At 60.4% G+C, this 15440-nt stretch carries 10 protein-coding genes; 5 read left to right on the top strand and 5 right to left on the bottom strand.

Annotated elements, in window-relative coordinates:
• Positions 1–624 precede the first annotated feature (624 nt).
• Both ttcA and GTQ55_RS05580 read right to left on the bottom strand, forming a co-directional pair.
• Positions 625–1557: a tRNA 2-thiocytidine(32) synthetase TtcA gene (gene ttcA, locus GTQ55_RS05585; RefSeq protein ID WP_161857851.1), complete on the bottom strand. Its 933-nt coding sequence runs from the start codon at positions 1555–1557 to the stop codon at positions 625–627.
• A 254-nt stretch (positions 1558–1811) separates the two neighbouring features.
• On the bottom strand, positions 1812–2534 hold the full coding sequence (locus GTQ55_RS05580; protein WP_161857850.1) for an arylesterase: 723 nt from the start codon (positions 2532–2534) through the stop codon (positions 1812–1814).
• 57 nt (positions 2535–2591) lie between these two features.
• On the opposite strand from GTQ55_RS05580, the gene GTQ55_RS05575 reads away from it, so the two are divergent.
• The 5 genes from GTQ55_RS05575 (at position 2592) to GTQ55_RS05555 (ending at position 10877) form a co-directional block, all read left to right on the top strand.
• The gene (locus GTQ55_RS05575) at positions 2592–3320 is read left to right on the top strand and encodes an ABC transporter ATP-binding protein (RefSeq protein ID WP_161857849.1); all 729 of its coding nucleotides are present in this window, start codon (positions 2592–2594) and stop codon (positions 3318–3320) included.
• Positions 3320–5773, top strand: a complete 2454-nt coding sequence (locus tag GTQ55_RS05570; protein ID WP_161857848.1) for an ABC transporter permease — start codon at positions 3320–3322, stop codon at positions 5771–5773. Before GTQ55_RS05575 ends, GTQ55_RS05570 begins: the two co-directional genes overlap by 1 nt.
• A 245-nt stretch (positions 5774–6018) precedes the next feature.
• A complete protein-coding gene (gene bioA / locus GTQ55_RS05565; protein ID WP_161857847.1) occupies positions 6019–7290 on the top strand; it encodes an adenosylmethionine--8-amino-7-oxononanoate transaminase in 1272 nt (423 codons plus the stop codon).
• Positions 7291–7436: 146 nt separating this feature from the next.
• On the top strand, positions 7437–10262 hold the full coding sequence (locus GTQ55_RS05560) for a glycoside hydrolase family 9 protein (protein ID WP_161857846.1): 2826 nt from the start codon (positions 7437–7439) through the stop codon (positions 10260–10262).
• Between the two features lie 378 nt (positions 10263–10640).
• On the top strand, positions 10641–10877 hold the full coding sequence (locus tag GTQ55_RS05555) for a cellulose binding domain-containing protein (RefSeq protein ID WP_237567841.1): 237 nt from the start codon (positions 10641–10643) through the stop codon (positions 10875–10877).
• 79 nt (positions 10878–10956) lie between these two features.
• Here GTQ55_RS05555 and GTQ55_RS05550 read toward each other — a convergent pair whose 3' ends face one another.
• The 3 genes from GTQ55_RS05550 to GTQ55_RS05540 form a co-directional block, all read right to left on the bottom strand.
• Positions 10957–11589, bottom strand: coding sequence for a thioredoxin family protein (locus GTQ55_RS05550; protein ID WP_237567840.1), 633 nt, complete (start codon positions 11587–11589; stop codon positions 10957–10959).
• A 30-nt stretch (positions 11590–11619) separates the two neighbouring features.
• Entirely contained in the window at positions 11620–13698 is a 2079-nt protein-coding gene (locus GTQ55_RS05545) for a protein-disulfide reductase DsbD family protein (protein ID WP_161857844.1), read from the bottom strand.
• 200 nt (positions 13699–13898) lie between these two features.
• Positions 13899–15344, bottom strand: coding sequence for a catalase (locus GTQ55_RS05540; protein ID WP_161857843.1), 1446 nt, complete (start codon positions 15342–15344; stop codon positions 13899–13901).
• Positions 15345–15440 lie beyond the last annotated feature (96 nt).

The raw sequence follows: 15440 nt of genomic DNA, 5'->3' as shown, positions 1-15440 counted from the left end.
ACGTCACGGAGCGGCATTTTCAGACAAGGCAGTAAGGGAATATCAAAAGCACTATGGGTATTTGTCTAGACGAACTACGCTTGCTCGTCGTTCGTCCCACTCTGAAGCAGTTGCGCGCCTGGTCACCCGGGATGGAAGCCCTGCTTCTGGGCACCGCCGCACAGGAGTCCGAGCTCGGGTTTCACCTCAAGCTGGGCACTCGCCACGGTATGGGCATTTTTCAGATACTGCCCAGTACCCATCGCCAGATCTGGGACAAATACCTGATCAACTTCCCCGCACTCGCCTCCAAAGTACGTGGGCTGGCCAGCCAGCGCGACTTCCTACAGCACCCCCACGCGGAACTAGCCACCAACTTGCGTTACGCCACCGCAATCGCCTGGCTGGTATACCGAGCCGCCGGAGTAGAAAAAGTGGAGAGCGGCGATCTTCCGAAGATGGCCAAACTGTGGAAAAAACACTTCCACCACGGGCCCAGCGCCAGCCTGCGGGATTTTGTTAACAGCTACAGCAAGCTGATCAAACCCGAAAAAAACGCCCTGCCTGAAAACGAAACAGCCGCGGCAAATGCCACGGCTGCAAAAAGTGATACCTTACTGATCGAGGAAGAGGAACTCGCCCCGGTTAAAGGTTCCGCGCCTCGATATACATCGGCTGCGCAGGCTCAGCCGTCTCCTCCTCGCGGGCATCGTCGGGAATCCACGAGTCCACCGACTGCTCGATCGAACGCGCGTCGACCGCAGGCGCGGGTTTAGAGCGGTCCAGCTCCAGGCTCTCAAAATCGTACAAATCCCGGTCCGCCAGCTGTGACGGCGAGACCCGGGTGAGCGCGGCAAAAATATTGTCGCTGCGCCCCGGGAACTTCCTGTCCCAATCATTCAGCATGCCCTTGATCGCCTGGCGCTGCAGGTTCTCCTGACTACCGCACAGGTTGCAGGGAATGATCGGAAACTGTTTGTACTCGGCAAAATCGACAAGATCCGTTTCACGGCAATAGGCCAGTGGACGAATCACGATATTGCGCCCGTCATCCGCCCGCAGCTTCGGTGGCATCGCCTTCAGACGGCCGCCGTAAAACATATTCAGGAACAGTGTCTCGACGATATCGTCCTTGTGGTGCCCAAGCGCCACCTTGGTCGCGCCGATCTCTTCGGCAAACCCGTAGAGCGTACCGCGACGCAGGCGGGAACAGAGTCCGCAGGTTGTCTTACCCTCCGGCACCACCTCTTTCACCACACTGTAGGTGTCCTTGTTCACGATGTGATAAGGCACCCCCACGGACTGCAGGTACTCCGGCAAAATGTGCTCGGGAAAACCGGGCTGCTTCTGATCCATATTCACCGCCACCAGCTCAAAGTGCACCGGCGCGGTCTTCTGCAGGTTCATCAGGATTTCCAGCATCGCATAGGAATCCTTGCCACCGGACAGGCACACCATCACCTTGTCGCCCTCTTCAATCATATTGAAGTCAGCAATCGCCTTGCCCACATTGCGGCGCAGGCGCTTTTGCAGCTTGTTGAATTCCAGCCGCTCGCGGCGGTTTTCCAGATCAGACATGGGGTAAATCTCAAACTCACAGACAACAGAGGTCCGTTGCCAGCTACGAAGTAAAAATCTCAGAACCGAAGGCGTTGACGCCGGGTGTACCTTTGCGAAACCTTCCGCGAGAGGGACCTCGCGGAAGAGCCCCCATGGATGGGTTCACGGCGTGTTTCGCAAAGGTACACCCGGCGGCAGCGCCGCCACCGCCACCAACTACGAAGCCATAGAAGGGTCCGGCGAAAATCAGGGCGCGATTGTACGCTTTCCGATCAAGAAGTGCACAGGCTATCGGACCGAGTGTCCTCATTGCCTTTCAATATGGTCTCCAGGCAGGGCCACACATGCTCCAGCAGTGCCGGCTGCGCCTTGGCCGTGGGGTGGATTCCGTCCGTCTGCATCGCGCCCTCCTGCAGCGCCACCGGCTCCAGGAAGAACGGCACCAGCGGCACCTGCTCCGCCTCAGCCACCTTCGGGTACACCGCCGCAAAGGCCCGCGTATACGCCTTGCCGTAATTCGGCGGCATCTGCATACCCAGCAGCAGTACCTCAGCCCCGCTCTCCCGGGCCAGCTTCACCATCTGCTGAAGATTGTTCTGCAACGCTCGCGGCGGATACCCCCGCAGCCCGTCGTTGCCGCCCAGCTCCACCACCAGCCAGTCCGGAGAGTGCTCAGACAGCAACCGCGGCAGGCGCGCCAGACCACCGGCGGACGTCTCACCGCTGATACTCGCATTCACTACCTCCACCGCCAGACTCTGGTCCGCCAGCCGCTTACGCAACAGCTGCACCCAGCCCTCGCGCTCATCCAGACCGTAGGCCGCACTGATACTGTCCCCTAGAATCACCAGCGTCTTCGTACCAGACGCATCTGCCGCTTGCTCCGGCCCATCCGCCCGCAGAGAACCAGCGTACAAAGACGTGACCAGCGCGACGAACAGCAGGCCACGCGGGACCAAATCGGCCGCAAAAGCCCGGAAAAAAACTGCCGCCATGTCATACTCTCCACTACTAATCTAAAGCGCATTTTGCCGAATTTTCAGGGACTTGCCATGTCATTGATGCTCAAAGCCGAAAACCTCCACCACCGCGTCAGTACCAGTGAAGGTCCACTCACCTTGCTGAGCGACATCTCCCTGCAACTTCCCGCCGGCCAGAGCCTCGCTATCACCGGCGCCTCCGGCTCCGGCAAATCCACTCTGCTCGGCCTCCTCGCCGGCCTCGACCGACCCACCGAGGGAAAAATCTGGCTCGCCGGCGAAGAGATCACTGCCATGGACGAGGAGCAACGCGCCGCCGTGCGCGCCCGCTGTGTGGGCTTCGTGTTCCAGACCTTCCAGCTGCTGCCCGGCCTCACCGCGCGGGAAAACGTCATGTTGCCGAGCGAACTGCGCGGCGAGCGCAACGCCGGCAACCGCGCCGAGGAATTTCTCGAGCGCGTCGGCCTCGGACACCGCCTGCACCACTACCCGCGCCAGCTCTCCGGTGGCGAGCAGCAGCGGGTCGCCATCGCGCGCGCATTTTGCAGTATCGCCAGCCACGATAAAGACAACCAAAACGGCATTCTGTTCGCTGATGAACCCACCGGCAGCCTCGACGCCCACAACGGCGAAAAGGTGATCGACCTGCTGTTCAATCTCAATGCGGAAACCGGCACCACCCTGGTGCTGGTCACCCACGAACAGCGCCTCGCCGAGCGCTGCGGCGCCCACCTGCGCATGGCTGCGGGCGAGATTACCACCGCCGACATTCCCGACAACTTCGCCGAGGTGTCCGCCTGATGCTGCCACTGCGACTACTGAGCCGCGACTGGCGCGGCGGCGAGCTCGCCCTGATCGCCACAGCCCTGGTCCTGGCAGTGAGCTGCGTCACTGCCATCGCCCACTTCTCCGACCGCCTCACTCGCGCCATGCATATCCAGTCCCAGAGTTTTCTGGCGGCCGAGCGCGTGCTGAAAAGCAGCAAGGAAGTACCTCAGGCATGGCTCGACAAGGCCGATGAGCTGGGTCTGGAAAGAGCCAAAACCGTCACCTTCGCCTCCATGCTCTCCGCCGGCGACGAGTTCCAGTTCGCCTCGGTCAAAGCGGTCAGCGACGGCTACCCCCTGGTAGGCCACCTGGAAATGCGCACCCAGGCCGAAAGCCCGTCAAAAGTCGTGCAGCAGGGCCCGGCCCCCGGAAATGTCTGGCTCGAGGCTCGCCTGCTGCCGCTGATGCAACTGGAGATCGGTGACCAGCTACAACTGGGCGACGGCAGTTTCACCATCGACGGTATCATCGACCACGAACCGGACCGCGGCGCCAACCTCTTCTCCATGGGCGCGCGGGTGATGATGCACACCAGTGACCTCGCCGCCACCAACATCCTGCAGCCCGGCAGCCGCGTCAATTACCGCTACCTGCTCGCCGGCGACGACGCCGCGCTGGAAAACTATCTCAAGTGGCTGCGGCCCAAACTCACCCTGCACGAACATATCGCCGACCTGAAAGAAGGCCAGCCGCGGGTCGCCAAGGCCCTCGACCGCGCTGAGAGTTTCCTGTATCTGGCCGCCAGCCTCGCGGTACTGCTCGCCAGCGTTGCCGTGGGCCTCGCCGCGCGCCGCTATGGCCTGCGCCACGCCAACTACGTGGCGGTGATGAAAAGCCTCGGCGCCGGCAAGAACAAGATTCTCGGTATCTATCTTGGTCAGATGGCGGCACTGGCGATCATTTCCACCACCATCGGCCTCGCCATCGGATCCTTTGTGCAATCCCAGGCGGTCAACCTGCTCGCCGGCTTCTTCCCGGTCACACCTCCAGCGAGCAGCTGGCAGCCCCTGCTGGTCGGCATCGCCACCGGCCTCGCCTGCGTAATCGGCTTCGCCCTGCCGCCCCTGTTCCGCCTCGCCCAGACCGACCCCATGCAGACCCTGCGCCAGGACTGGAGCAACCCGGACAAACGGGAATGGTTCGGCCTGATCCCCGGTCCCCTTTCCATGCTGTTGCTGATCTGGTGGCTGTCCGGCAGCCTCGCCACCACCGTCGCCCTGCTCGCTGGCCTCGGCCTGCTGGTTGCCGGCAGCGCACTGGTAAACCGGCTGCTGGTGCGCGGCAAACTCGCGTCCCTCGGCGGCAGCTGGCGCATCGCGCTCGGCAGCCTGCAACGCCGCGCCGGCTTCAACACCCTGCTGATCGCCGCCTTCGGTACCGGCCTGCTCGCCATGCTCGCGATGTTCTACGCACGCACCGCGCTGATCGACGAGTGGCAAATGCAGCTGCCGGAAAATGCCCCCAACCACTTCCTCGTCAACATCGCTCCCTACGAACTGGACGGCGTAAAACAGAAAGTGGAAGGCAAAAACCTCGAAGGCACCGAGTTCTACCCAATGGTGCGCGGCCGCCTTATCGCCGTGAACGGCACCCCGGTCACCGAGCGCGAGAACAAGGACGGCGCCATCCGCCGCGAACTCAATCTAAGCTGGACCGACACCCTGCCCGCCGACAACAAAATCGTCGCCGGCGACTGGTGGAATGAAAATCTCACCGAAGGCGTTTCCGTAGAAGTCGAGGTCGCCGCCCGTCTCGGCCTGGAAATGGGCGACGTACTGCGCTTCTCCATCGGTGGACTTGAGACCGAATCCACTATCACCAGCCTGCGCACCCTCGACTGGAACAGCATGCGCCCCAACTTCTTCATGCTGTTCGCCCCCGGCAGCCTCGACAACTTCCCGGCCACCTACATCCAGAGTTTCTACCTGCCGCCGGAAGACAAACTGTTCGTCAACGAACTGGTGAAAAACTTCCCCAGCGTCAGCATCATCGAGCTGGACAAAATCCTCGACAACATCCGCGAAACCATCGGCCAGGTCGCCATCGCCATCGAATCCGTCCTCGCCCTCATGCTGATCGCCGGTGTGCTCGTGCTCATCGCCGGCGTCCGCGCGAGTATTTCCGAACGCTTGCAGGAAGCCGCCGTCATCCGCACACTGGGCGGCCGCCGGCAGCTGCTGATCCGCAGCCTGATAATCGAGTTTGGATTGTTGGGCATTGCCGCGGGCTTGCTCGCAGCCTTCGGCACGGAAGCGACACTGGCCGTACTTTCGCAGCGGGTGTTTGAGTTGCCGTTCAACTTCCACCCGGGGCTGTGGATACTTGGGCCGCTGGTCGGCGCGCTGCTTGTCGGTACTGCCGGCACCCTGGCGTGTCGCAGTGCGGTTAGTCAGCCGCCGTTAAAAGTTTTGAGAGAGCTGGCTTAATCCTTGCCCCAGACCATGGCTTGACTCCGGACTTCGTGGCGCTGAATTCCGGCATACGCCGGAATGACGAAAGGCTAACGAAGCAAGGAAATCAGACGCGAAGGTGAAGTGCCGGGTATTTGTTTTCGGAAGCGTCGGCGACAGGGACGTCGCCGACGCAGCGTACATGGATGTATTCACAGCGGTTCCGAAAACAAATACCCGGTGCTTCACCGCCACCGAACAAAGACAAAGCACCAAACCCCATGATGGATCTCGATTTCGACAAAAACCACATCTGGCACCCCTACTCCTCCCTGATTAACCCGCCCCCGGTTTACCCCATCGCCCGAGCAGAAGGCGTACGGATTTATCTGGAAGACGGCCGCGGATTGATCGACGGCATGAGTTCCTGGTGGAGCACCCTGCACGGCTACAACGTCCCCGAACTGAACGCCGCCATGCAGACACAGATGGAAAAAATGAGCCACGTCATGTTCGGCGGCCTCACCCACGAACCCGCCATCGAACTGTGCAAAAAACTCGTCGCACTCACCCCCGAGCCACTGCAGAAAGTCTTCCTCGCCGACTCCGGCTCCGTCTCCGTCGAGGTCGCCATCAAAATGGCCCTGCAATACTGGCAGTCCCAGGGCAAACCAGAAAAAAATCGCCTGCTCGCACTGCGCAATGGCTACCACGGCGACACCTTCGGCGCCATGGCCACCTGCGACCCCGTCAACGGCATGCACCACCTGTTCGCCAGCCAGCTCACCCAGCACCTGTTTGCGCCCGCGCCAAAGCCCAAGTTTGACGAACCCTGTTCTGACGAAGACATCGCCGAACTGCAGCAACTGATCGAACAGAATCACCAGCAACTGGCCGCCGTCATATTGGAGCCCATCGTCCAGGGCGCCGGCGGCATGCGTTTTTATTCCCCGGAATATTTAAAACGCGTACGCCAACTCTGCGATCAATACGACCTGCTACTGATCGCCGACGAAATCGCCACCGGCTTCGGCCGCAGCGGCAAGATGTTCGCCTGCGAACACGCAGGCATCAGCCCGGATATCCTTTCCCTCGGCAAAGCCCTCACCGGCGGCACCATGACCATGGCCGCCACCCTCTGCACCGACAAGGTCGCCAACGGTATCTGCAATGGCGAGGCCGGCGTATTCATGCACGGGCCCACGTTTATGGGTAACCCCATGGCGTGTGCAGTGGCCAATGCCAGTATTGAATTACTGCTGCAGCGCGACTGGCAGCAACAGGTTCAGAATATTCAGACCCAACTGGAAGAAGAACTGGCACCGCTGAAAAGTGCCGCCGGTGTCGCCGATGTGCGGGTACTCGGTGCGATCGGTGTAGTGGAAATGAAACAGCCGGTGGACAACCGCACACTACAGGAGAGCCTGATCAAGCGCGGGGTGTGGCTGCGCCCGTTCGGTAAACTGGTTTACACCATGCCGCCCTATGTCATTTCGCCGTCAGATCTGACAACGCTCACAAGTGCCATGAACGAAACTTTGTCCGCACTTTGAAAATAGTATTCCATCACAAAACGCAAAAGCTGACGGAGAAATCCTTCCCGGGATAAATTGCTACACGTCCTTCTTGTGCGAGTTCACAGGCTCGCCGGGCAGCGCGCCTGCCTGAAAACAATAATTTACAAGAAGGAATCTCCACAATGCGATTGATCAGAGCTACCAAGCCGCTCAGCGCCGCAATTGCCGCGACGCTAGCCGGTTCCGCACTGTTTTCTTCCGGCGCCCTCGCCGCCAACTATGGCGAGGCGCTACAGAAATCCATCTACTTCTATGAGGCCCAGCAGTCCGGCCCGATTCCCGCCTGGAACCGCAACGAGTGGCGGGGCGATTCCGGCATGCAGGACGGCGCCGACCAGAATGTGGACCTGACCGGCGGCTGGTACGATGCCGGTGACCATGTGAAGTTCGGCTTCCCCATGGCCGCCAGTGCCACCATGCTGGCCTGGGGCGTAGTGGAAAACCGCGAGGCCTACACGCAGACCGGGCAGTTGCCACACATGCTGAACAACCTGCGCTTCGTTGCGGACTACTTTGTCAAAGCGCACACCGCCCCCAATGAATTGTGGGGCCAGGTCGGCAACGGCGGTGCGGACCACGCCTGGTGGGGTTCCGCGGAAGTAATGCCGATGGCACGTCCGTCCTACAAGGTCGATGCCAGCTGCCCCGGTTCCGATATCGCCGGGGAAACCGCCGCGGCACTGGCCGCGATCTCCATGGTGTTCGAGTCCAGCGATGCCAGCTATGCCGCCAACCTGCTACAGCACGCGGAGCAGCTGTACAGCTTTGCGGATAATTATCGCGGCGCCTACAGCGACTGCATTACCGATGCCACCAGCTATTACAACTCCTGGAGCGGTTACAACGATGAGCTGGTGTGGGGTGCGGCCTGGCTGTATCGCGCCACCGGCGACCAGTCCTATCTGGACAAGGCCAACAGCTATTACGCCAACCTTTCCACCGAACCCCAGTCCACAACCCGCTCGTACAAGTGGACCCACGCCTGGGACGACAAGAGCTACGGCAGCTATGTGCTGATGTCGCAGCTTACCGACAATCCACAATACCGCGCCGATGCGGAGCGCTGGCTGGATTTCTGGACCACCGGTTACAACGGTAGTCGCGTGACCTACACCCCCGGCGGCCTCGCGCATCTGGATCAGTGGGGCGCTGCGCGCTACACATCCAATACCTCGTTTATCGCGCTGGTGTATGCAGATTATCTGAACCAGGTGGACCCGGGTAATCCCAGGGCGCAGACCTATTACGATTTTGCCGCGGGTCAGATGGAGTACCTGCTCGGCGATAACCCGATGAATATGAGCTACCAGATCGGCTACGGCTCGGTGTACCCCACCTCACCACACCACCGCACCGCACACGGTTCCTGGAACGACAGTCTTTCCAGTCCTATCGACAACCGCCACACACTGGTCGGCGCGCTGGTCGGCGGCCCGGATACCTCGGACAGCTTCGAGAACGACCGCGGCGATTACGTGCTGAACGAGGTGGCCACGGACTACAACGCCGGCTTCACCGGTGCCCTGGCACGGCTGTGGATGGACTTCGGTGGCAACCCGATTCCGGAAGACAGCTTCCCCGCCCCCGAAACCCGCGATACCGAATTTTTTGTGGACGCCAAACTGAATTCCAGCGGCCCCCGCCACACGGAGATCAGCGCGCGACCGCACAACCGCAGCGCCTGGCCGGCACGGCTCACCGACAATCTGAGCCTGCGCTACTGGATCGATATTTCCGAACTGGTTGACGCGGGCTACTCCGCCAGTGACCTGCAGCTCTCCAGCGCCTACAGCCAGGGCAGCGGCTTCACCGGCCCGTACCCCTGGGGCGATCCGGCAGACAATATTTACTACGTGGAGGTCTCCTTCGCCGGCGTAGACATCTATCCGGGCGGCCAGTCCGAGAGCAAAAAGGAAACCCAGTTCCGCGTCGCGGTACCGGAGGGGCTGCCCTGGGATCCGGCCAATGATCCATCCTGGGACAACTACGGTAGCAGCCGCGAACAAGCACCATTGATCGCGCTGTACGACGATGGCGAGCTCATCTGGGGTCAGGAGCCCGGTGAGGGCTGCGGTGGCGATTCCGGCATCAACTGTGCACCCACCGCGAACGACGTGAACGTGCAGACCGGTTTCGAATCCCAGGTGATGGTGACACTCTCCGGTAGCGACAGCGACGGCAGTATCACTGCGTACAACGTGGACACCAGCCCCAACAACGGCAGCCTCAGCGGCACTGGCGCAGAGTTGCTGTACACCCCGGATGCGGGCTTCTTTGGCAGCGACAGCTTCACCTATACCGTCACCGACAATGCCGGTGCCGTATCCTCGGCGGCGACCGTTACCATCGATGTGGAATCGCCGCCAATACCCGCGGTGAGCATCACCGCCCCCGCCAGCGGCAGCACCTTCGACGAGGGCGAAGACATCACCGTGCAGTACACATTGCAGTACGCAGACGGTGTGAATCTTTACTTTGACGGCGTGCTGACTTCCAGCGCCAGCGGCACCACGGATGTGACCATACCCGCACCGGCCGTCGGCAATCACCAGATTGAAGTACGTGCAGTCGATAACGGTGACGAGCTGTCTGCCACGGACAGTATTTCCATTACCGTGGAACCGCAATCCACCGGTGGCGGTGACGGCGTTAGCTGTGAAGCACTGACCGCAGACACCTGGAATAACGGTTTTGTGCTGAACAATCTCACCGTGACCAACGACGGCAGCGAGGCAATCCAGGGATGGGAAATCGAGCTCACCTTTGCCGAGCCGATCACCCTGGTCAACGGCTGGAGCGGCGAGTTCAGTCTCTCCGCGGACGGCCGTGTGGTGACCGTTTCCAACGCGGCCTGGAATGGCAGCCTGCAGCCCGGTGGCTCCACAGTGCTTGGATTCCAGGGTGGCCACAGCGGCAACTTCAGCCTGCCAACCTGTAGTGCCAACTGATCTTTCCGCTATTGAAAAACTCTCCAGCTTCGGCTGGGGAGTTTTCTATCGGCCGCTTACACCTGGCAATAAAACTCTATCCATTAAATCTACCCTCGCAAAAGTAGCGAGGCCAATATCTACATCGACGGCGGCCTGGTGGCCGGTAACGTAACCAGCCCCGCTTCAGTGACCGCACCGGTATAAACCGGCATTTATCAACTACAGCTGGGGGCGCTGGACACCAACGAGATTGAACTCCCCACCACCGATTCCGTCACTTTTACTGTGGCAAATTGAATAGACCCCGAGCCAGAACCCGAGCTGAAATCAGACCTCACCTGCCAACTGGGTGAAGCTAATCGTTGGGCAGATGGATTCGTTATCAACACGATTACTGTGACCAACGATGGCACCGCGGCAGTGAGTGGCTGGAAAGTAACGTTGGACTTCAGTGCTGACACTGCGTTTGACAGTGGCTGGGGTGGTAATTTTGACGTATCCGGTAATGGCTCACGGGTAACCCTCAGCAACCTGGAATGGAATGGCAACCTGCAACCGGGTGCCAGCGCCAGCTTCGGTTTGCAAGGGACGCACAGCGGTAACTATGTAGAACCGATGTGCTCCGTAAACTGATCGTAAAACAGGACGCTCAACGAAAAAGACACCCGGGAAAACCCCGGGTGCCTTTTTTAGTATTCGCGATACAGCAGCTTTAGTATTTCACACTACAGCCGTATGCGCGGGTCGAGGCGACGGCCACCTCTTTCCCTTTCAAGGCAGCATCAAATACAGCAGCGACGTAGTTGCTGGACTTGGGGATCACTGCGGGGTTGGCGGAGTCGTTGTCATCAATCGCACCGGCATAAACTACTTCACCCTGCGGGTTGATGATAAACATGTGCGGGGTGGTCTTGGCGCCATAGGCGCGCCCCATACTTCCGTCCGCATCCAGCAGGAAAGGAGCGCTGGCGCTCAGGTTGTGGTTCTCCGCCACTTGCAGCGCCTGTGCCGGTTCCAGATATCCCTGCTTGCCCTTTGCGGAGGAGATGACCGTCAGCCAGTTGATATCCTGGTCAGTGTACTTTTTCTGCAGTGCCTGCATATTGCCACTGCCGTAGTGTTTTTTTACATAGGGGCAGTCTTTGTTGAACCACTCCAGCACCAGCCACTGACCTTTGTAGTCCTGCAGGCTGCGAGTCTCGCCTTTGGCATCCACCTCACTGAAATCCGGTGCTTTTTCTCCGGGCACCGCGACCGCCATAGCCAGCGCTGGCAATGCGAACAGGGCGACCCCGCCCAGAAAACGACGGAAAGAACGTTTACCACTCATACCTTGTGTATTCACGATTGCGTACCCTCTTTGGTTGAAAAACAATTATTCGTCGGTGAAAAGCGCTTCGATCATGTCCGCCTTCAGAATCTGCGGTAACAGTACCGGTTCCCTTTCTCCCGGTGCATACCAGGCGTATACCGGTACCGAGTTACGCCCCAATTCCCCCAGTGCACGGGTAATCTCCCGGTCCTGATCGGTCCAGTCGGCGCGCACCAGATACACATTATTTTTCTGGAACATCGCCTCGACTTCCTCGGACTCCAGCACCAGCTTTTTGTTCACCTGGCAGGTGATACACCAGGCCGCGGTGTAGTCGATAAACACCGCCTGTTTGCGCGCCAGCGCCTGCGAGATCGCATTGCGATCGTAGGGCTGCCAGCCGGTTTCCGACTGCAACTGCACGCCCTTCGCTGCGTTGCCATTCTGCTGAAGTTTGTTGGCCGCACCAAAACTCATCACCAGCGCTGCGAGCACCAGGCCCCACGCGATCCAGCGACTACCGCGGAACTGGTGGCGCCCCAGCCAGAATGCGAACACCACCGTCAGCATCAGCATGGCACCGATGACCCAGCCGCTTTCGCCCACCAGGCGACCCAGCACCCACAGAAGCCAGATTACGGTGGCATACAGCGGGAATGCGAGAAACTGCCGCAGGGTTTCCATCCATGGCCCCGGTGCAGGCAGACGATTGAGCAACGCCGGAAATGCGCACAGCAGGACAAATGGCAACGCCAGCCCAATACCGAGGCCGAGAAAAATCGCCATGGCACCCCAGGCCGGTAGCAGGGTCGCCGCACCGAGGGCTGCACCCATAAACGGCCCGGTACAGGGAGCGGCCACAAATACCGCCAGTACCCCGGTGACAAAGGCGCCACCGCGGCTATTGCCGGCGAGGTTCATCAGGTGGTGGCCGAACTCGTACAGCCCGCTGAAGGACAGCGCCATTACCCAGAACAGCAAAATCAATCCCAGTACCACCGGCGCAGACTGCAGCTGGAAGCCCCAGCCGATGGCCGCGCCGCCGGCGCGCAGAACAAGCAAAAGCGCGCCCAGTGCGGCAAAGGTCACCAGTACACCGGCGGCGTAGCGCAACCCTTCCTTCAGGCGGCCGGAAGCCTCGGCCTCCGGGCCCACCAGCCCAAACAGCTTGATCGACAGCACCGGAAACACGCAGGGCATGAGGTTGAGAATGGCACCGCCGGCAATCGCGGCGAGCACCAGTAGCCACAGCGGCTGGCCGCTGTCGACGGGAACGGGGCGGCCATCGGGCGCGCTGGTGGCAGCCGCCTGGACTTCGACGTCATCCAGTTGCCAGGCCCGCGTTCCGTCACTGATCACGAAGCCGGTGGTCGGTGTCACGGCCGCACCCGGCACCCGCTGGAAGGTGTAGCGGACGGTGTCTCCGGACTGCTCAACCTCGGGTGCCCTGGCAGTAAGCAATCCGCCGTCGAGGGGAAACACATCCGGCGCCGGGCGATTGGAGCCGCCCTCGGTTTCCAGTACCAGTTGCAGGGAATCCGCTTGCGGCTCGGCGGATACGGTGCGCAGTGTCCACGGAAAATCTCCGACATTGGCTGAGCTGGGCACCCGCGCCGCAAACTTGTCCCGCAGCGCCTTGTCTTCCGGCTGCCACTGGGCGCTCTCCGCCACCGGCCGCGACAGAGTCATGTTGCCGTAGCCAGGGATGCAGTCCACCTTGCACACCAGCCACTCCAGGCTCACCACGATCTCCATCCGCGACGCATCGGGCTTGGCGGAAAACAGATAGGCTACATCGCCCTCGTAGCCGAGGTTGGTGAGATGTTCGATCGGCAGGCGCACGGGAAATGGCCACTGGATTTCTCCCAGCTCGCCGCTGGCACCGGCAAAATCAAAGCGTGGTGCGGCCCCGGAATCTCCGGCATTGCGCCAGTACACGTGCCAGCCCGGGTCCACCTCAAAATAGAAGCCGACGGTTTCTTCACCCGGACCAAAGGTATCCGGCGCCAGCCAGCGCACCTTGACGTGATCACCGCTGGCGCTTTCCTGTGCGGCGGCGATACCACTCACACAGGCCGCAACCAGCAGGAGTCCCCGGAAAAAACGCAACAGTAAAGCGCGGTTCAGAATCGTAAGCGACAAAAGGTACCCCACCCGATAATAATGAAAACTTGCGACACGCCGTCATCGCCCTGTGGACCGGCGTTATTCTTATACTCATCTGCCATTCAATTGGATTGCCCGTGACCTTGCAAGAGCGCCTGGTGCTGTACTCGGTGAAGTGCGAAATAGCGCGGCAAACCGCCTCCAAATAAAAAGGGCCCGCGCTGCGGGCCCTGTCATCAATTGCCTTTGACCCCCTTTTCAATGCGGTCGCCAATGTCTTTGTCCACCTTGCGCCAGTATTCGAACGCACGTTTCAGGATTTCACCGGAAACCCCGGCGGAAAGGTGCCCCACCGCATTGGATACCAGACGTGCACGGGCATCCTCGTCCATCACCTCGCGCACCAGGGTGCCCGCCTGCACAAAGTCGTCGTCTTCCTTGTGAGAGGTATAGGCAGCGTGCACAAATTCACCACTGGCCTCCCACTTCTCGGTATAGGTGTGATTGGCTGCTGGTCCACCTTTTGAATTGGGTGCATACACCGGGTCTGACACATTATCCACCCGCAGGGCACCGTCTTTGCTGTAGCTGTGTACCGGGCATCTGGGGCGGTTCACCGGTATCTGCTTGTAGTTCACGCCCATACGCGCACGGTGTGCGTCGGCGTAAGCGAATACCCGCGCCTGGAGCATCTTGTCCGGGCTGAAGCCGATGCCTGGCACCACGTTGTTGGGCTCAAATGCCGCCTGCTCGATCTCGGTATGGAAATCCGTGGGGTTGCGATCCAGCACCAGCTTGCCCACTTCGTGCAGCGGGTAGTCGCCGTGGGGCCAGACCTTGGTCAGGTCAAAGGGATTGAAGCGGTAATCCTTCGCCTCTTCATAGGGCATTATCTGCACATGCAATGTCCAGCTGGGGTGATCGCCCTTAGCGATAGACTCAAACAGGTCGCGGCGATGGGCATCGGAGTCCTGCCCGGCGATACGATCCGCCTCTTCCTGGGTCAGGCACTCGACACCCTGGTCACATTTGAAGTGGTACTTCACCCAGAAGCGCTCGCCGTTGGCATTCACCCACATATAGGTATGGCTGGAGTAGCCGTTCATATGGCGGTAGCTCTTGGGAATGCCGCGGTCGCCCATCAGCCAGGTCACCTGGTGCGCCGATTCCGGCGACAGGGTCCAGAAATCCCACTGCATGTCGTGATCCCGCAGGCCATTGTCCGCCCGGCGCTTCTGCGAGCGGATAAAGTGCTGGAACTTCATCGGGTCGCGGATAAAGAACACCGGCGTGTTGTTACCCACCAGGTCGTAATTGCCCTCGCTGGTATAGAACTTGAGCGCAAAGCCCCGCGGGTCGCGCCAGGTATCCGGGCTGCCTTTCTCACCGGCCACGGTGGAAAAACGCATCAGGGTGTCGGTTTTTGTACCCGGCTGAAACACCGCGGCCTTGGTATAGGCGCTGACATCCTGGGTGACCTTGAAATGGCCGAAGGCGCCGGACCCCTTGGCATGGGGCTGGCGCTCGGGAATGTGCTCGCGGTTGAAGTTCGCCATCTGCTCGATCAGGTAGTGATCCTGCAGGATAATGGGGCCATCCGGGCCTACCGTCAGGGAGTATTCATCGCTGGCGACCGGGATACCGCCATCGGTAGTGGTGCGGTTGCTATCGTCCTTGCTCACGGGGGCTTTTCCTCTGATTATGCGGGGTACTCGGCAGACCCCGGGTAAAATCAGTCAAAACCATAGTGCACCAGCCATTCACATGGGTGAAAACAG

Source organism: Microbulbifer hydrolyticus, from assembly GCF_009931115.1.
Lineage (GTDB): Bacteria > Pseudomonadota > Gammaproteobacteria > Pseudomonadales > Cellvibrionaceae > Microbulbifer > Microbulbifer hydrolyticus.
This window is presented reverse-complemented; position numbering and strand designations above follow the sequence as displayed.